Genomic DNA, 18,960 nt, shown 5'->3' on the forward strand with positions numbered 1-18,960 from the left:
GCCACCAGCGGTTAGCTATCGGCTGTCAGTTAAAGGCAAGCCCCTGATAACCACATAGTTCGACTAATAAAAAAAGGCTATAACGTGCAAACGTTATAGCCTTTTTTGTATCTGGAAGGAAAGCGGTCAGCTTTTAGCTATCAGCCGTCAGTAAAACCAAAATCAAAATAAAAATCAATCCTATCCACCTACGACTAGTGCAGCTAGGCAGACATGGGAACAATGTTTTTGACCCTAACTGAAAGCTGACAGCTGATAACTGACGGCTTCAGAATTGGTTTTTGACCTTAGCTGATAACTAACAGCTTTCTTTATCTGATAGCTTTCTTTCAACCATAAAAAACGCAGCTCAGTGGCTGCGTATGGTTTTACTGATAGCCGACAGCTAAAAACTGACAGCTTCCTTTCTGTTAAGCACTCAAATCAATAATAAGATCATCGGCGATTTCTTGTAACGATGAGACTAATGCACTTTTATTAAATTGCTCATCAACAACAATTTTAAAATGACTGGTGAATAACGTACCACCAATAGCGGGCACACCTAAACGGTTACATTCCATATTATCAACTTGAATACTGTTATCACTGAGCACTTGAGTAATATTACGCACTAACCCTGGGCGGTCTTTTCCATCAATGCATAAATTAAGCGGTGTTGCTTTTTCATGGGTCACAGAGCCTAAATCAATCGATTCGATCTTAATATCGATGGTTTTAAATGCAGTAAGCAGTTTTTCAACATTATCAGCCTCCAGCTCAATTTTTATTAATCCAGCAACATAGTTATCTATATGGCTAATTTTACTGTTTAACCATTTCCCCCCTAATGCGTGTGTTTTATCGGATAGCACTTTGATTAAATCAACTTGGTTTGAACCGCTGACGGTTATCATTATTTGAACACTCATAAACTTACTCCCCAAAACATAGATGTATCATATTGTTATCACTTCTTTATTTACTATACATCTAATGCAATTATAAACCATTAATAGAAAATGGTTATTTAGCATAATTAACACACAGCCTGTTAATGCGCTATTTTGTCTACAGAAGCACGCCTCCAGATCACACCATTAAGAAAATTAGCTACATTTTCAGCTGTTTTTACCTAAATATGTAACATTTATCAGATAAAATATGCAATAAATGGATAAAACTGTAATAAAATTACAACTTAACCCACGTTTTTGACTTACATCAAGTTTGTCGCAGAATCATTTGTTAGACTGATTTTGTTCCAAGAACTAGGAAAAAAAATGAACGAAGCAGAAAATAAAATTGATGAGTTATTACCGCATCAATTAACAGAAAAAGCAGACGATATTGCTTATAGCAAAGCAACAAAAGCTTTTTTATCTGCTTTTTATCTTGCGATTACAGCAGGTATGTTTATTAGTTTGGCGTTTGTATTTTATATTACCGTCACCACAGGCACACAAGAAATGCCTTGGGGTATTAGTAAATTAGTCGGCGGTTTAGCATTTAGCATGGGACTTTTATTAGTCGTTGTTGTTGGCGGTGAGCTCTTCACAAGTAGCACACTGACTTTAATCGCTAAAGCGAGCCATCGAATCACAACAGCTCGTATGTTAAAAAACTGGGCCGTTGTTTATTTTGGTAACTATGTAGGTGCAACATTCTTAGTTTTTCTTATATTTTTTGCAGGGCTTTATAACGCCGATAATGGCCAATGGGGTCTTAACGCATTACAAGTTGCACAGCATAAATTGCACCATTCTTTTACTGAAGCAATTGCCCTTGGCATTTTATGTAACATTATGGTTTGTTTAGCAATTTGGATGGCATTTGGTGCACGTACGATTACCGACAAAATGGTCGCTGTTTTATTACCCGTCGCTATGTTTGTGGCATCTGGTTTTGAACACAGTATTGCGAACATGTTTATGGTACCAACGGGCATTATGATTCACCACTATGCGCCACCCGAGTTTTGGGCCGCTATAGGGCACTCTCCTAGCGAGTTTGCAGATATTACAAGTTTCAACTTTATTGTGAACAACCTAATTCCCGTGACTATCGGCAACATTATTGGTGGTGGCGTGATCGTAGGCTTAATGCATTGGATGATCTATTTACGTCCGGCGCAGAAACAGAAAACAATTTTATAAACGATTTTTATATATCATTCTTTAATCTCTAACTATAAAGGTAAATCTTTATGACAAAACTTAACGAAAACTTTGCATCAGCATGGACCGGTTTTGCTGGCGATACGTGGAAAACTGAAGTTAATGTTCGTGACTTCATCCAAAACAACTACACACCTTTTGAAGGCGACGAAAGTTTCCTAGCTGGTGCGACTAAAGCAACGGATGAGCTTTGGGAAAACGTAATGGTTGGTATCAAACAGGAAAATGCAACACATGCACCTGTTGATTTCGATACAGACGTTATCTCTACGATCACAGCGCATGACGCTGGTTACATCAATAAAGATTTAGAAACGATTGTTGGTCTACAAACTGAAAAACCACTAAAACGTGCGATTATCCCTAACGGCGGTATTCGTATGATTGATGGATCTTGTAAAGTTTACGGTAAAGAGCTTGATGCTGGTATCCGCACAATGTACTCAGATCACCGTAAAACGCATAACCAAGGTGTATTTGATGTTTACACTGGCGACATTCTTAAATGTCGTAAATCTGGTGTACTAACAGGTTTACCAGATGCATACGGCCGTGGTCGTATCATTGGTGATTACCGTCGTGTAACTCTTTACGGTATTGATTACCTAATGGCTGAGAAAGCATCACAACACAAGAGCTTAGAAAAAGATCTTGTTGATGGTGGCACATTAGAAGACACAATGAAATTGCGTGAAGAGATCTTCGAGCAATACCGTGCTTTAGGCCAAATGAAAGAGATGGCGGCTAAATACGGCAGCGATATCTCAGGTCCAGCAACAAACGCAAAAGAAGCAATCCAGTGGACTTACTTTGGTTACCTAGCGGCAATCAAATCTCAAAATGGCGCAGCAATGTCATTTGGTCGTACTGCTTCTTTCTTAGATATCTACCTAGAGAAAGATTTACAATCTGGTGCTATCACAGAAAGTGACGCGCAAGAGCTTATCGATCACTTGGTAATGAAATTACGTATGGTTCGTTTCCTACGTACACCTGAATATGATGACCTATTCTCTGGTGACCCTATCTGGGCAACAGAATCTATCGGTGGTATGGGTGTTGATGGACGTACGCTAGTGACTAAATCTAGCTTCCGTTTCCTACATACTCAATACACTATGGGTCCTTCTCCAGAGCCAAACATTACTGTTTTATGGTCTGAAGCATTACCAATCAACTTCAAAAAATACTGTGCAAAAGTATCTATCGATACGTCTTCTATCCAGTATGAAAATGATGACTTGATGCGTACTGATTTCGATAACGATGACTATGCTATCGCATGTTGTGTTTCACCAATGATTGTTGGTAAACAAATGCAATTCTTTGGTGCGCGTGCCAATCTTGCTAAAACATTATTGTACTCCATCAACGGCGGCGTAGATGAGAAGTCTAAAGCACAAGTTGGCCCAACAACGATTCCAGCAATCACAAGTGAAGTATTAGATTTTGATGAAGTTTACTCAAATCTTGATCACTTCATGGATTGGTTGGCTGAGCAATATGTGACTGCACTTAACTGTATTCATTACATGCATGACAAGTACAGCTACGAGTCTGCGTTAATGGCATTACACGATCGTGATGTTGAACGCACAATGGCATGTGGTATTGCGGGTCTTTCAATTGCAGCGGATTCTTTAGCGGCAATTAAATACGGAACAGTTAAACCTATTCGTGATGAAGACGGCATTGCTATCGACTTTGATATCTCTGGTGATTACCCTAAATTTGGTAATAACGATTCACGTGTTGATGATATCGCTTGTGAGCTTGTTGAAAGCTTCATGAAGAAAATTCAATCACGTAAAATGTACCGTAACGCACGTGCTACTCAGTCTATCCTTACTATTACATCTAACGTTGTATACGGTAAGAAAACAGGTAACACACCAGACGGTCGTCGTTCGGGTGCTCCTTTTGCACCAGGCGCTAACCCAATGCACGGACGTGATGAGAAAGGTGCGGTTGCATCATTAACATCAGTTTCTAAACTTCCGTTTGCTTACGCACAGGATGGTATTTCTTACACATTCTCAATCGTACCAAACGCATTAGGTAAAACAGACGATTCACAAAAATCGAATCTTGCTGGTCTAATGGACGGTTACTTTAAGCACACCCCTGAAATTGAAGGTGGTCAGCACTTAAACGTAAACGTAATGAACCGTGAAATGTTATTAGATGCAATGGAATATCCTGATAAGTACCCTCAGTTGACTATCCGTGTATCTGGCTATGCAGTACGCTTTAACGCGCTAACTCCAGAGCAAAAACAAGACGTAATTACACGTACATTTACAGCTAACCTGTAATAAATACGATAAACAGGCAATCTTTAATCATTGCCTGTTAGATACCCGTTAGTAACTAATACGCTTTAGCCAGTCACTAGCTCGGGTACTAAGACAAGGCGCAACATGATGGTAATGGCAAGCCCTTATCAAGTGTTGCAACACAGTATTAGTATCTGAGCTAGTGACCCATAGGGCTAGTGGGAGGTAAACAGCTTCGTTGTTAGATAATTTTGATTTAACTCGTTAGATCTTCAACTATCTGCCTAGAATCTGCTCCCCTCCCACTCGCTGGCTTTTGCATATTAGTTGCTAACGGGTATAATAAAAAAGGTTTCATCTTCACGGATGAGGCCTTTCTTTTTATCTGTATATAAGTAATTATTTTTCTGTTTTCTTATTAAGAAACCATACAAATAATTAATTTTTTTGAGGTTTTTAATGTCAGTAATTGGACACGTTCACTCTATTGAAACCTGTGGCACTGTTGATGGCCCTGGTATTCGTTTTATCATCTTTTTACAGGGCTGTTTAATGCGCTGTAAATACTGCCATAACCGAGATACTTGGGATCTTGATGGCGGTAAAGATATGACTGTTGAAGAATTAATGACTGAATTACTTCAGTATCGACACTTCATAGAAGCTTCCGGTGGTGGCATCACTATCTCCGGCGGTGAAGCGATGTTACAACCTGAATTTGTTAAAGCTATGTTTGAAGCCTGCCGTTTAGAGGGTATTCATACTTGTCTTGATACTAATGGTTTTGTACGCCGTATTGATGAAACCACGAAAGCCGTGCTTGATGTCGCTGACTTAGTGTTGCTTGATATCAAACAGATGGATAACAAAAAACATATCGATTTAACTCACGTTAGTAACAAGTATACGCTTGATTTTGCACGCTATTTAGCCGAGCAAAACCAACCCGTTTATTTACGTTACGTTGTGTTACCGGGTTATACCGACTGTATTGAAGATGTGCATACGCTGGGTAAATTTATCGAGCCGATGAAAAACATCGAAAAAGTAGAGATGTTACCGTATCACGAACTAGGCAAGCACAAGTGGACCGCAATGGGCGAGATTTACCCATTAGACGGTGTTAATCCACCACCGCGTGCAACAATGGAAGAGATTAAAAATATCCTTCTGCAATACACTGAGCACGTTCTTTATTAACAACCTCAGGGTAAACGCATTATAAATATGCCTACCTAAGTTCAAAGGCGATTAACCACGAAGACATGCTGGTAAGGAATACTAAGACTTATCAGTCTATTCTTCGTGTTCTCTGTGTAACGAAGTGGCTTCGTGGTTGTGGATTTTTATCCACATGCAAAATAGGCAGGACTAAAGTCCCACTTCCTAAATACCTGCGTACTTAGGTATGCTAACCTTACATTCATATCTAATAAGCAATTTAAGAGTCCTCATGTCCCCATTTATCTGCCCACTTTGCCAAAGCGCTTTTTCACAAACCAATAACACGCAAATTTGTGAAAATAACCATCATTTTGATATCGCCAAAGAGGGTTACCTTAATCTGTTACCAGTGAATGCTAAAAACTCTAAAAACCCGGGCGATAATAAAGAGATGATGATGGCACGTCGTACTTTTTTAAACAGTGGCGGTTACTTACCACTGGCAGAAAGATTAACAACCTTAGTACAACAATTACTGGCAGATAAAGACCAAGCAACACTGCTCGATTTAGGCTGTGGCGAAGGTTATTACACTGATTTTTTAGCGTCTCATTTGCCTGAATCAACCATTATTAACGCCTTAGATATCTCTAAAGTCGCAGTGCGTTATGCCGCCAAGCGTTATAAAGCGATAAATTTTTGTGTTGCCAGTGCTTACGATGTACCGCTTGAAAACGACAGTCTTGATGCGCTTATTCGCATTTACGCACCGTCACTGGACAGTGAGTTACAGCGTTTAATTAAGCAAGATGGTTACCTGATTACCGTCACCCCTGCCCCACGCCACCTTTTTGAATTACGTGAAAAAATCTACGAGCAAGTTAATGCGCATCTTAGTGAAAATGAAGCACCCGCTGGTTTTACTAAAGTTGAGCAGATAAACCTTAACTATCCATTAAATATTAGCGATGCGCAGATCTTAAAAGATCTTATCCAAATGACACCGTTTGCATGGAAGTTTAATGATGAAAAAATGCAGGCTTTGTTAGCAGAAGAAAAGTGGAAGATTGAATGTGATTTTAATATTGAGATATATCAAAAGCTTTGAGCTACGGGCTACGAGCTTTTAGCTACGAAACCATGCGTTTCGAACGATCTCAACTAATAACTCGAAGCCTACGCCTTTCGAAGCTCGTAGCTAATAACTCGAAGCTTTGTTAAATCAATTCATTATTCTGTAAGAAATTATCACCACCACGTTTAAAGGCGTTTTTAAGCAATAATGCTAGGTCTAAATAACGTGGTCGCTGCACCATAATCTCATCTCTTGTATTACTGTTATTTAATTTTTTCTCTATCGCTGCATACCAAGGTAATAATTTATTAGGTAAGAAAGCGGTTGAACGTTTTCCTAACCAATACAAACCTTGTACCGGTAATCCCATCAAAAAAAGCACTAAGGTTGCGGTTGCAGGCCAATCTAACATTGTCGGGAAAAACACATTAAAGCTGATGATTAACATAATAAAAGCAGGAATAACTTTGATTGATAGGCGCGTATAAAAAGCCACCTTACTATCAACGAATAAACAATTTAAGGTTTTTTGCTTAGGCCAATTGTTAAGATAAAAATCGCCTTGTCTAACAATATCAAAGAAAATACTCAAAAATAACCTCCTAAATGTGTCAATAAATAGCACACAGATTACCATAAACAACGAAAGCTTAAATAGTTAATCAAAAAATTGATTTTAAATAATCTTTCCCTAAATGCACTTTGTAATTTTATTACAGAAGCGTAGACTTTAAAAATATAAATGTGAGCGGCATCACTTAATGAAACTGAATAATTTATAGATGCCATGCTATCACTTCGTTAATCACACCGAGTTTGGTGTATTACATTTTCAACTTTTATTACTGGAATCTTTCATGAGCAATAAATTAGTCCTTGTCCTTAACTGTGGTAGTTCATCTCTTAAATTTGCTGTCATCAATGCCACTAATGGCGATGAAGTAATCAGCGGTCTTGCAGAATGTTTTTACCTTCCCGATGCGCGTATTAAATGGAATATTTCAGGAAAGAAAGAGGCGGCTCATTTACCTTCAAAGAGCGCACATTCCGAAGCCATCTCTTATATTGTAGAAGAAATTATTAAAAAAGAGCAGGGACTTTCAGAGCAATTTGTTGCTGTTGGTCACCGTGTTGTACATGGTGGTGAAAAATTTACAGAGTCAGTCATCATCACGCCAGACGTATGCGAAAGCATTAAAGAATGTGCATCTTTAGCACCTCTTCATAATCCAGCTGCCATTATGGGCATTAAAGCAGCACGATTAGCCTTTCCAGAATTAGACCAAATTGCTGTTTTTGATACGGCATTTCACCAAACTATGCCTGCAACCGCGTTCCTATACTCATTGCCATACAACCTTTACAAAGAAAAAGGGGTTCGTCGTTACGGCATGCACGGAACAAGTCATCTTTTTGTGAGTCGCGAAGCGGCTAAAGCACTCAATAAACCCATTGCTGAAACCAATGTGATTACTGCACATTTAGGTAATGGCGGATCAATTACCGCGGTTAAAGGCGGTAAAAGTGTTGATACTAGTATGGGCATGACACCATTAGAAGGTTTAGTGATGGGTACGCGCTGTGGTGATATCGACCCAAGTATTATTGAGCACTTAGTCACACGTGAAGGTTATAGCCTTGAAGGTGTGATGGACATGTTACAAAAACAAAGTGGTCTATTAGGTATTTCTGGCGTATCGAGTGATTTTCGCGATATTCAAGAAGCCTGCGAAGAAGGTAATAAAAATGCCATTTTAGCCCGTGATATTTTCTGTTACCGCTTAGCAAAATATATTGCTTCTTATGCAGTGCCATTAGGCCGTGTAGATGCACTTGTATTTACCGGCGGTATCGGTGAAAATTCAGACCTAATGCGTGAAAAAGTACTTAATTTACTCGCTGTTTTTGGTTATCAAATAGATTCACAAAAAAATGCGACTACAAAACTCGGTAAGCAAGGTATTATCACCAAAGATGGCTCCCCTATTGCGATGGTAATTCCAACCAATGAAGAATGGGTGATTGCACAAGATTCTGCAGCACTTGTTTCAGCTTAATCTATAATTTAAAAAATCATCGTCAAATAGCGGTTTATGCGCTTTCAAAAAGCGCATAAAATACCAATAAAACACGAATAACTCAGCCATTGAAGCTTAGTTAAGACGATGAAACACACGGATGTATTTCCAAAGATATTTAGATAAAAACTATCTAAGCATCTATACAAAACTTATTTGAGGAGTATTACTCCTCTTTTTTATTTTACATCCTTATTAAAAAAGGAAGCGTCATGTCTCGTACAATTATGCTCATTCCCATCGGCTCTGGTGTCGGTGTTACTTCTGTTAGTCTTGGAATGGTTCGCGCAATGGAACGCCAAGGTGTTGCAGTTAACTTTTTCAAACCTATTTCACAGCCTCGTAAAGGTGATACTGGTCCTGAACGTTCAACAACAACACTACGTAATGGATCATCAATCAATCCGCCAGAACCTTTTGCAATGAAGTATGCAGAAAACCTAATTTCATCAGGTAATTCTTCTGAGTTATTAGAAAACATTGTAGAGCGCTTCCAAGAAGGCACAAAAAACAGTGATGTGATCATTGTTGAAGGATTAGTACCGACTGACAAACATCAGTTTGCTAACGAAATAAACTACAGTATCGCTAAAGCATTAAGCGCTGAGATGGTATTTGTAACACATCCAAGCAATGATTCTTCGCAACAGCTTAAAGAACGTATGGAAATTGCTGTTTCCTCGTTTGGTGGTAAAAATAACAAACGTATCGCGGGTTGTGTGATTAACAAAGTTGGCGCACCAATGGATGAAAATGACAAACAAAGCCCAGATATGAGCGAAATGTTTGATATTCCAACGGCTGATACGCATAGCAATCTTGAAGTATTGCAAATGTTTAGTAAGAGCCCATTACCGATTTTAGGTTGTATCCCGTGGAGTGCAGACTTAATTGCACCACGTGTAAAAGATTTAGCAATACACCTTAAAGCAAAAGTATTAAACGAAGGTGACTTAGAAAACCGTCGTTTACATTCTGTAACTTTCTGTGCGCGCTCTATTCCTAACATGATTGAACATTTTAAAGCGGGTTCAATGTTAGTAACTTCTGGCGACCGTAGTGATGTAATTATCGCAGCGTGTTTAGCAGTAATGAATGGCATGCAAATTGGTTGTTTATTACTAACAGGTGATTACCCACCTGAAGAAGAAGTAATGAAACTGTGTAACCGTGCAATGGAATCTGGTTTACCGATTCTATTAATCAAGAGTAATACGTGGCAGACAGCGCAACGTCTACAAGATTTCAACATGGAAATTCCAGTTGATGATGTTGAACGTATTGAAAAAGTACAAGAATACATTGCGGGTCATATCGACAAACATTGGTTAAACACGTTAACTGAAGATTCTTCATTAACACGTCGTTTATCGCCACCAGCATTCCGTTACCACTTAACGGAGCTAGCACGTAAAGCGAACCAACGTATCGTATTACCTGAAGGTGAAGAGCCACGTACTATCCAAGCTGCACTTATCTGTGCGCAACGTGGTATCGCAAAACCTGTTTTATTAGGTAACCCTGAAGAGATACACCGCATTGCAACACAACAAGGCATTAAATTAACGGATGATGTTGAAATCATTAATCCAAATGATGTACTTGAAAACTACGTAGCGCCAATGGTTGAATTACGTAAAGCTAAAGGTCTTACAGAAGTTGTTGCTCGTGAGCAATTACAAGATCCTGTGGTACTAGGCACAATGATGTTGGCTGAAAATGAAGTGGCTGGTCTTGTTTCTGGTGCAGTTCACACAACGGCTAATACTATTCGTCCACCGCTACAGTTAATTAAAACAGCACCGGGTGCGAGCATTGTTTCTTCTATCTTCTTCATGTTATTACCTGATCAAGTATTGGTTTACGGAGATTGTGCAATCAATCCAGACCCAACAGCGGATCAATTAGCAGATATCGCGATTCAATCAGCTGATTCTGCAATTGCCTTTGGTATTGACCCTAAAGTAGCGATGATCAGTTACTCAACAGGTGATTCAGGCGCAGGATCTGACGTAGAGAAAGTACGTGAAGCAACTAAAATCGCACAACAACGTCGTCCAGATTTATTAATTGATGGACCACTACAGTACGATGCAGCGGTAATGGAAAACGTAGCAGCAAGTAAAGCGCCAAACTCTAAAGTAGCGGGTAAAGCGACTGTATTTATCTTCCCAGATTTGAATACAGGTAATACTACTTACAAAGCAGTACAACGTAGTGCAGACCTAATCAGTATCGGTCCTATGCTTCAAGGTATGCGTAAACCAGTGAACGATTTGTCTCGTGGTGCACTAGTAGACGATATCGTTTACACAATCGCATTAACAGCGATTCAAGCAACACAAGCAGCTGAAAAAGAAGCAGAAGCAAAGCAAGCGCTAATCGCGACTGTATAAAAATAGTTTTTAGCTGTCAGTTAAAACCAGCTTTTAGCTGTCAGCCATCGGCTGTCAGTTAAACATAAAAAAGGCCCCGTTCATTATGGTTAACATAATGAACGGGGCCTTTTTGTTACGGCAAGCTGCCGTTATCTTTCAGCTGACAGCTAAAAACTGACCGCTGATAGCTTCTCAGCCTTCTAGCTTTCTAGCTTTCTAATTCTACTAGCAGACACTTCAAACCACGATCTGGATTAATATTGATAAAATGATCTTCGGGCATGATTTTTTGTATGATTTTAGCTTGAGGGCATTCCGTTTTTATCACTTCTTCTAAAAACGCAAAATCAAGATCTGGCGAGTTCAAGCAAAGTAACGCTTGTCCACCTGGATTAAGTAACTCGGGTAAACGACGAATAATCTTAGGGTAATCGCGTTTAATATTCACACTGCCTTTTTGCAACGAAGGTGGATCTGCAATCACAATATCGTAAGGGCCTAAACGTTTCACTTTTCCCCACGACTTAAACAGATCATGACCCAGATATTTTATTTTACTTAAATCATGCTCATTTAAACGATGATTATCACGACCGACTGCTAATGCGGCTTTACTCATATCAAGATTAACGACTTTCGACGCGCCACCAGCAATGGCAGCAGTAGAAAAAGCACAAGTATAAGAAAACAAATTCAACACTGACTTCTCTGACGCGTTTTCACGTAACCAGTTACGGCCGTTTTTCATATCTAAGAAAATGCCGTAATTCTGATTGGTGCCTAAGCTGATCTTATATTTAAGCTCACTTTCTGTGGACACAAAATCCGTTGTTGTTTCGCCCCATAACACCTCAGTAGGCGCAAAGTCACGACAACGAAATTGAACTTGTACACTTTTAACGTTAAAGCCTATTTCAGCTGTTTTGGCTAATAAGTCTTTCGTCAGTTTCGCTAGCCATTCACTGTTTTCTTCTTTATATAAAATAATCAGAATAACCGGTGATAACCAATCAATATTGATATGGCTGCTTTCAGGAAAATGAAAACCTCTACCATGGTATAAGCGCTGACATTCTGTTTCTGGTAAGGCTTTAATCGCTGACCAGTTAATTTTTTCTAATAGTTTCATTCTTTATCTTCTGTGTTTTCATCTAGCTGTACAAGTGCATCAATCTCTTCGTCGGAGCTTAATAAAATAGCAAACCATCGTCCCTCGGTACTATTTTCCAAGGCAAGCTTGAAGATCATGGTTAGAGGCACAGATAATAACATACCTACCATGCCTAATAACCACCCCCAAAAAATCAATGAGAGGAACACCACTAGCGTTGAGAGCCCTAAACTACGCCCCATAAATTTAGGTTCAACCACACTACCCATAATCATATTAACTGAGACAAACAAACCGATGACAAAAGTAGCAGGCATCAAACCTAATTGTAAAAAAGTGAGAATAACGGCGGGTACGGCGGCAATAATAGAACCAATATTAGGAATATAATTTAATAAGAATGCCAACAAAGCCCAAAGAACAAAGAAGTCCACACCCATTAACCACAGTACAAAACCGATAATTAACCCTGTTGCTAAGCTAATTAAGGTTTTTATCGCCATATAACGGTTTACCAAGGTTAAGAAATGATCCAACCTTCTTTCCGTTTCTGCGGAATCATCAAAAGCGACATGTAATTTTTTCGCAAACCCTTGCCCTTCAGAGAGCATGAAAACAACCGTCAGTAAGAGTAAAAATATATTACCTAACACGCTACTAAAGCCACTCAAGGTACTGGTAACTAAACCCATTATTTTACTTGGGTCAAAATAGCCACGTACTTCAGTCATGGAGATTGAAACGTTATGGCTCGCCATCCAACCGATAATCCAATCTAATTCATTAGAAAGTTGTGCTTCATAGCTTGGCAATGCAGAACGAAACCCACTCACCGAGCTACCAATGACGCCCCCTAATACAATAAATAAAGAAAAGATAAAAAAGATCACTAAGGTAATCGCTAATCCACGCGGTACTTTTCGCTCTGCAAGTAAATTAATTGCCGGGTTACAAATAATGGCGACAAATAACGAAAGTAAAAAAGGCACCACAATCGGTGCTGCTATTTTTATGCCCGCTAAAGAAATAACAATAGCAGCGCAATAAAGGGCAGTACGGGCAGACGCAGGGATTTGAGGCATAACTAGTCCATATTATGAGCAAAAATAATACTGTACAGGTAACGCTATTTTTTACCATATTTATTAGCGCAGAGTCGCTTTGTAATAAACTTACAACATAAGCTTAACAATTTGAATTTGTTCGCTTAACAGCAGTTAGTTTGTTACAAAATAAGTAAAGTCATTCGCTATCGGCTAAAAAATCGATTAAAAAGCTATCTACGACAGCATTTTCTGTAATTTACTTACAACATGATCTCGATCAATACCGCAAAAATCACATTTTCTTATAATCGTTTTAAGAGTTATTTACTAAGATAGGTTTTCAAGAATAAGACCTTAATTTTACTAAAACATTTTTAAACTTTGATTTTATATAATTATAATTTTCTGGAGAAATATATGACAGTAAGCAATGTCGCTGAACTAGACCTAATGGTTGCACGTGTTAAAGCAGCACAACAAGAATTTGCAAGTTTCACACAAGAGCAAGTTGATGAAATCTTCCGCGCTGCATCACTAGCAGCTTCAACAGCACGTATCGAACTTGCTAAAATGGCAGCAACTGAGTCTGGCATGGGTATCATGGAAGACAAAGTAATCAAAAACCACTTTGCTTCTGAATTTATCTACAACAAATATAAAGACGAACTAACGTGTGGCATCATCGACCGTAACGATGAAGGTGGTACTATTACTATCGCTGAACCACTAGGTATCGTTTGTGCAATCGTTCCAACGACAAACCCTACATCTACTGCAATCTTCAAAGCGTTAATCTGTCTTAAAACACGTAATGGCTGTATCTTCTCGCCACATCCACGTGCTAAAAATGCAACCAACTACGCAGCTAAAATCGTATTAGATGCAGCAGTTAAAGCCGGCGCACCAAAAGACATTATTGGTTGGATTGACGTACCGTCTGTAGAGCTTTCTAACAAACTAATGAAACATGACGATATCAACATGATCCTTGCTACTGGCGGACCTGGTATGGTTAAAGCGGCTTACTCTTCAGGTAAACCAGCTATCGGTGTTGGCGCGGGTAATACACCTGTTGTTATCGATGAAACTGCTGATATCAAACGTGCAGTATCTTCAATCTTAATGTCTAAAACATTCGATAACGGTGTTATCTGTGCTTCTGAGCAAGCAGCTATTGTTGTTGAGTCAATCTACGACGAAGTTAAAGCACGTTTTGCTAAATACGGCGCGGTTATCTTAAGCAAAGAAGACGCAAATAAAGTACGTAAAGTATTACTTATCGATGGCGCACTTAACGCTAAAATCGTTGGCCAAGCAGCATACAAAATTGCTGAACTTGCAGGCGTTAAAGTACCAACTTCTACTAAAATTCTTATCGGTGAAGGCTTAGAAGCTTCATGGGATGACGAATTCGCTCATGAAAAACTATCTCCTACTCTAGGTTTATTCAAAGCGAAAAACTTTGAAGATGCAGTACGCCAAGCGGGTATCGTGTTAGACATAGGTGGTGTTGGTCATACATCAGTACTTTACACTGACCAAGATAATAACGAAGATCGTATCGCTTACTTTGGCGACAAGATGAAAACAGCACGTATCCTAGTGAATACACCTGCATCTCAAGGTGGTATCGGTGACCTTTACAACTTCGAATTGGCACCTTCATTAACATTAGGTTGTGGTTCTTGGGGTGGTAACGCTATCTCAGAAAACGTAGGTCCTAAACACCTTATCAACAAGAAAATTGTAGCTAAGCGAGCAGAAAATATGTTGTGGCATAAACTACCAAAATCTATCTACTTCCGTCGCGGCTGTTTACCAATCGCAATGACTGACCTTGAAGGTAAAAAACGTGCATTAATCGTAACTGACCGCTTCTTATTCAACAACGGTTACATTGATGACTTACGCTCTATCTTGAAAGAAAAAGGCATGGAAGTAGAAATTTTCCATGAAGTAGAAGCGGATCCAACATTAGCAGTAGTGAAAGCAGGCGCAGAAGCATGTCATAGCTACCAACCAGATGTTATTTTAGCAGTCGGCGGTGGTTCACCAATGGATGCAGCGAAAATCATGTGGGTTATGTACGAGCATCCAGAAACTGATTTCGAAGATCTATCAATGCGCTTTATGGATATCCGTAAACGTATTTACAAGTTCCCTAAAATGGGTTCAAAAGCTGAATTAGTATGTATCACAACGACTTCTGGTACAGGTTCTGAAGTAACACCGTTTGCTGTTGTAACTGACGAAAAAACGGGTCAAAAATACCCATTAGCTGATTACGAACTAACGCCAAACATGGCTGTTGTTGATGCTAACCTAGTAATGGATATGCCTAAGTCTTTATGTGCATTCGGTGGTTACGATGCAGTAACACACGCAATGGAAGCTTATGTTTCTGTACTTGCGAACGAATACTCAGACGGTCATGCTCTGCAAGCGCTTAAAATGCTTAAAGAATACTTACCAAGCTCTTACGCTAACGGTAAGAAAGATCCAATTGCACGTGAGAAAGTTCACAATGCAGCAACTATCGCGGGTATGTCTTTTGCGCAGTCTTTCCTAGGTGTGTGTCACTCAATGGCGCATAAATTAGGTGCTGAGTTCCACATTCCACACGGTCTTGCAAATGCATTGTTGATTTCGAACACAGTTCGTTTCAACGCAACAAATAACCCAACTAAACAAGCTGCATTCTCTCAGTACGATCGTCCGAAAGCACGTGCTCGTTACGCTGAAATTGCAGAGCATTTAGGTTACCGTGAAGGTAATACTGAAACGAAAGTGAATGCATTACTTAACTGGTTAGAAGAGCTTAAAATTGCATTGGATATTCCATTGTCAATTCAAGCCGCCGGTGTTGATGAAGCTGCGTTTATGGCTAAAGTAGACAAATTAGCTGAAGATGCATTTGATGACCAATGTACAGGTGCTAACCCACGTTACCCATTGATCAAAGAGCTAAAAGAAGTATTAATCGCTTCTTACTACGGCACCGCTTATGCAGACGTAATGGATGCACCAGCAGCAGTAGAAGTAGCAGATAAAGCAATTAACAAAGCAAAAAAATCAGCTAAAGCATAATTAGCTGTATAAAAAACAATCCTTACTAAGTTAAAGCCCACTTTATTGTGGGCTTTTTTGTATTTAAGGCACAATTTCCAACATCTCATCAGTAAAAAAACGATTTATCGGCTATTCTTATGAATCAATCATCATTAGGATTTTTTGTGCATATAAATAGACTAACCCAGCGTTTTATTCTGCCTTCTTTTTCTTGCTCCTAATAGCAATTGTATTTTCGACCTATATTGACTTACACCACACTCCCATTGCGTTATTGACCTATCTAAGTGCGGCAACCTTATTATTGACCGCCTATTTTTCAAAATTGTTACGCTTACCTGATAACTATAAATATTACGCAGCGGCTATCTCAGTCGTTATCCTCGTTGCTTCCGGTTTCTTATTTGTGAGTGATATAGAAGAAATTGAAGAGATGTATATTTTCATCCCTTTTCTCTATCTGCTTATTTTACCTGGCTCAATGTGGCCCATTTTAATCTCATTTCTATTACTCAGCGCTTATTACCCTAGCCTTGAAAATAATGAACTTTCAGATGTCATTGAAGACGGATTGGAATTAGTGGTTATTGCCACTTTTGCGACCATCATGACTTACTTCCAACAAAACTCTCTCGATAAAATGCGCCTGTTTCGTAATGAAAGTTACACCGATTATTTAACCCGCTTACCTAATCGTAAAAAAATAATGAAACACATGTTTGCATTACAGAAAAAAATCAGCCTTTTGCGCTCATTATCATCGACTTAGATGGATTCAAAAATATCAATGATCAACTTGGCCATTTAGCCGGGGACGATATGTTATGCATGGTGGCTAAACGCCTTAAAACAATGGGTAATCCCTATCGTTTATGGGGTGATGAATTTGCATTTTTAATCGCGGATGAAACAGAGCAACATAAAAAAACAAACAATTTAATAGATAAAATCAGCAGTAAAGTAAAACTTCCCTACCGACTACATAACAATAAATATTATATTTCTGCCTGCGTGGGTATTTCAGTGTTTCCCGATGACTGTGATGATATTGAAACGCTGTGTAGTTATGCAGATTTAGCCATGTATCAATCAAAAGCCGTGGGTAACAGTTCAACAACCTATTTTGATACCAGCTTTATAGAAACCATTGCTCGACGTAATGAGTTAGAAAACGATCTTAAAAGAGCCGTAGAGAAGCAACAGTTGCATTTTCTCTATCAACCTAAAGTTGATATGGTCTCAGGAAAAATAACCTCTGCAGAAGCGCTACTACGTTGGACACACCCTAAATATGGCTTAATTAGCCCCTTTGAGTTTATCCCCATCGCAGAGAAAAGTGGCGATATGATCCCCATCGGTGATTGGGTATTAGAGCAAGTATGCCTGCAAATAACACAATGGAAAAAACAATACCAACTACTTAATGTCGCGGTTAATGTTTCTTCCGTGCAGCTCACCGCACTGAATTTCACCGATACCGTACAAACGATTTTAGCGCGCACTGATTGTCTGCCACAATGGTTGGAAATAGAGCAAACAGAAAGCTGGCTAATGAACGACCAAGAAAAGAATATCAATATACTCAAACAACTCAAAAGTCTTGGCATTAGCCTCGCATTGGATGATTTTGGTACCGGTTATTCATCACTTAGCCAAGTGGCACGTTTACCGCTTGATGTATTAAAAATAGATAAATGCTTCATCGATAACTGTGTCACCAATCGAGATGATCACATGGTGGTCAGAACGATTATTCAGCTTGGGCAAAACTTAGGAATGAAGATTGTCGCAGAAGGCATTGAGCATGAAGAACAGCGCCAATTATTAGAAGATGAAAATTGTGAATATTACCAAGGTTATCTATTTTCAAAACCGATCACTGCAAAGCCTTTCGAAGATTTATTAAAAGAGCAATCACTCAGCTAAACAGAAGAACTTATAGTGGGACGACAGTCTGTATGTTTCGCTTTTGCTGCAATAAAAATAAAAAAAGCGAAGCTAAAGCGTCACATCCGAGGTCAAAATAGGATGTAGAGCTTCAGCTCTGCCTTAACGGCACTAACAATAAAAACAAAAAACGCGAAGCTAAAGCATCACATCCGAGGTCAAAATAGGAGGTAGAGCTTCAGCTCTGCTTTAACGGCGCCAACAATAAAAACAAAAATCGCGAAGCTAAAGCATCACATCCGAGGTCAAAATAAGGGTGTAGAGCTTCAGCTCTGCCTTAGCAGCAACAATAAAAACAAAAACCGCGAAGCTAAAGCATCACATCCGAGGTCAAAATAGGAGGTAGAGCTTCAGCTCTGCCTTAACGGCACCAACAATAAAAACAAAAATCGCGAAGCTAAATCGTCACATCCGAGGTCAAAATAGGAGGTAGAGCTTCAGCTCTGCTTTAACGGCGCCAACAATAAAAACAAAAATCGCGAAGCTAAAGCATCACATCCGAAACATCCAGCAGCATTCGGATGTAGAGCTTCAGCTCTGCCTTAACGGACCAACGATAAAAACAAAAAACGCGAAGCTAAAGCATCACATCCGAAACATCCAGCAGCATTCGGATGTAGAGCTTCAGCTCTGCCTTAACGGCACTAACAATAAAAACAA

At 39.2% G+C, this 18,960-nt stretch carries 13 protein-coding genes; 9 read left to right on the plus strand and 4 right to left on the minus strand.

Features of this window, described 5'->3' with window-relative positions; translation table 11 throughout:
• Positions 1 to 410: 410 nt before the first annotated feature.
• Positions 411 to 911, minus strand: a complete 501-nt coding sequence (locus CXF74_RS09435) for a glycine cleavage system protein R (protein ID WP_101082166.1) — start codon at positions 909 to 911, stop codon at positions 411 to 413.
• Between the two features lie 351 nt (positions 912 to 1,262).
• On the opposite strand from CXF74_RS09435, the gene focA reads away from it, so the two are divergent.
• From focA to rlmA, 4 genes are all read left to right on the plus strand, one after another.
• On the plus strand, positions 1,263 to 2,135 hold the full coding sequence (gene focA, locus CXF74_RS09440; RefSeq protein WP_101082167.1) for a formate transporter FocA: 873 nt from the start codon (positions 1,263 to 1,265) through the stop codon (positions 2,133 to 2,135).
• Positions 2,136 to 2,185: 50 nt separating this feature from the next.
• Complete coding sequence (gene pflB, locus CXF74_RS09445) at positions 2,186 to 4,471, plus strand: formate C-acetyltransferase (protein ID WP_101082169.1); 2,286 nt, start codon at positions 2,186 to 2,188, stop codon at positions 4,469 to 4,471.
• A gap of 420 nt (positions 4,472 to 4,891) precedes the next feature.
• Positions 4,892 to 5,632, plus strand: a complete 741-nt coding sequence (gene pflA, locus CXF74_RS09450; protein ID WP_101082171.1) for a pyruvate formate lyase 1-activating protein — start codon at positions 4,892 to 4,894, stop codon at positions 5,630 to 5,632.
• Positions 5,633 to 5,885: 253 nt separating this feature from the next.
• On the plus strand, positions 5,886 to 6,704 hold the full coding sequence (gene rlmA / locus CXF74_RS09455; protein ID WP_101082173.1) for a 23S rRNA (guanine(745)-N(1))-methyltransferase: 819 nt from the start codon (positions 5,886 to 5,888) through the stop codon (positions 6,702 to 6,704).
• 109 nt (positions 6,705 to 6,813) lie between these two features.
• Here rlmA and yfbV read toward each other — a convergent pair whose 3' ends face one another.
• A complete protein-coding gene (gene yfbV, locus CXF74_RS09460) occupies positions 6,814 to 7,263 on the minus strand; it encodes a terminus macrodomain insulation protein YfbV (protein ID WP_101082175.1) in 450 nt (149 codons plus the stop codon).
• Positions 7,264 to 7,528: 265 nt separating this feature from the next.
• On the opposite strand from yfbV, the gene CXF74_RS09465 reads away from it, so the two are divergent.
• A complete protein-coding gene (locus CXF74_RS09465) occupies positions 7,529 to 8,728 on the plus strand; it encodes an acetate kinase (protein WP_101082177.1) in 1,200 nt (399 codons plus the stop codon).
• 233 nt (positions 8,729 to 8,961) lie between these two features.
• Positions 8,962 to 11,145, plus strand: a complete 2,184-nt coding sequence (gene pta, locus CXF74_RS09470; RefSeq protein ID WP_101082179.1) for a phosphate acetyltransferase — start codon at positions 8,962 to 8,964, stop codon at positions 11,143 to 11,145.
• A gap of 190 nt (positions 11,146 to 11,335) precedes the next feature.
• On the opposite strand, the gene CXF74_RS09475 is transcribed toward pta, so the two are convergent.
• Positions 11,336 to 12,256 carry a class I SAM-dependent methyltransferase gene (locus CXF74_RS09475; RefSeq protein ID WP_101082180.1) on the minus strand — a complete coding sequence of 307 codons (921 nt, stop codon included), beginning with the start codon at positions 12,254 to 12,256 and terminating at the stop codon, positions 11,336 to 11,338.
• Complete coding sequence (locus CXF74_RS09480; protein ID WP_101082182.1) at positions 12,253 to 13,320, minus strand: AI-2E family transporter; 1,068 nt, start codon at positions 13,318 to 13,320, stop codon at positions 12,253 to 12,255. Before CXF74_RS09480 ends, CXF74_RS09475 begins: the two co-directional genes overlap by 4 nt.
• Positions 13,321 to 13,701: 381 nt before the next feature.
• Between CXF74_RS09480 and adhE the strand changes: the two genes are divergently transcribed.
• From adhE to CXF74_RS09495, 3 genes are all read left to right on the plus strand, one after another.
• Positions 13,702 to 16,371: a bifunctional acetaldehyde-CoA/alcohol dehydrogenase gene (gene adhE, locus CXF74_RS09485; RefSeq protein WP_101082183.1), complete on the plus strand. Its 2,670-nt coding sequence runs from the start codon at positions 13,702 to 13,704 to the stop codon at positions 16,369 to 16,371.
• A gap of 286 nt (positions 16,372 to 16,657) precedes the next feature.
• Positions 16,658 to 17,122: a hypothetical protein gene (locus tag CXF74_RS09490; RefSeq protein WP_157822372.1), complete on the plus strand. Its 465-nt coding sequence runs from the start codon at positions 16,658 to 16,660 to the stop codon at positions 17,120 to 17,122.
• The gene (locus CXF74_RS09495) at positions 17,113 to 18,279 is read left to right on the plus strand and encodes a putative bifunctional diguanylate cyclase/phosphodiesterase (protein ID WP_232772485.1); all 1,167 of its coding nucleotides are present in this window, start codon (positions 17,113 to 17,115) and stop codon (positions 18,277 to 18,279) included. Before CXF74_RS09490 ends, CXF74_RS09495 begins: the two co-directional genes overlap by 10 nt.
• Positions 18,280 to 18,960: the final 681 nt, after the last annotated feature.

Origin of the sequence: Psychromonas sp. Urea-02u-13 (assembly GCF_002835995.1) — a bacterium.
Taxonomy (GTDB): Bacteria; Pseudomonadota; Gammaproteobacteria; order Enterobacterales; family Psychromonadaceae; genus Psychromonas.

Coding starts and splice junctions, on each gene's coding strand:
- pflB (WP_101082169.1), top strand. CDS start 2,186: ATGACAAAACTTAACGAAAACTTTGCATCAGCATGGACCGGTTTTGCT.
- rlmA (WP_101082173.1), top strand. CDS start 5,886: ATGTCCCCATTTATCTGCCCACTTTGCCAAAGCGCTTTTTCACAAACC.
- focA (WP_101082167.1), top strand. CDS start 1,263: ATGAACGAAGCAGAAAATAAAATTGATGAGTTATTACCGCATCAATTA.
- CXF74_RS09480 (WP_101082182.1), bottom strand. CDS start 13,320: ATGCCTCAAATCCCTGCGTCTGCCCGTACTGCCCTTTATTGCGCTGCT.
- CXF74_RS09435 (WP_101082166.1), bottom strand. CDS start 911: ATGAGTGTTCAAATAATGATAACCGTCAGCGGTTCAAACCAAGTTGAT.
- adhE (WP_101082183.1), top strand. CDS start 13,702: ATGACAGTAAGCAATGTCGCTGAACTAGACCTAATGGTTGCACGTGTT.
- pta (WP_101082179.1), top strand. CDS start 8,962: ATGTCTCGTACAATTATGCTCATTCCCATCGGCTCTGGTGTCGGTGTT.
- CXF74_RS09475 (WP_101082180.1), bottom strand. CDS start 12,256: ATGAAACTATTAGAAAAAATTAACTGGTCAGCGATTAAAGCCTTACCA.
- pflA (WP_101082171.1), top strand. CDS start 4,892: ATGTCAGTAATTGGACACGTTCACTCTATTGAAACCTGTGGCACTGTT.
- CXF74_RS09465 (WP_101082177.1), top strand. CDS start 7,529: ATGAGCAATAAATTAGTCCTTGTCCTTAACTGTGGTAGTTCATCTCTT.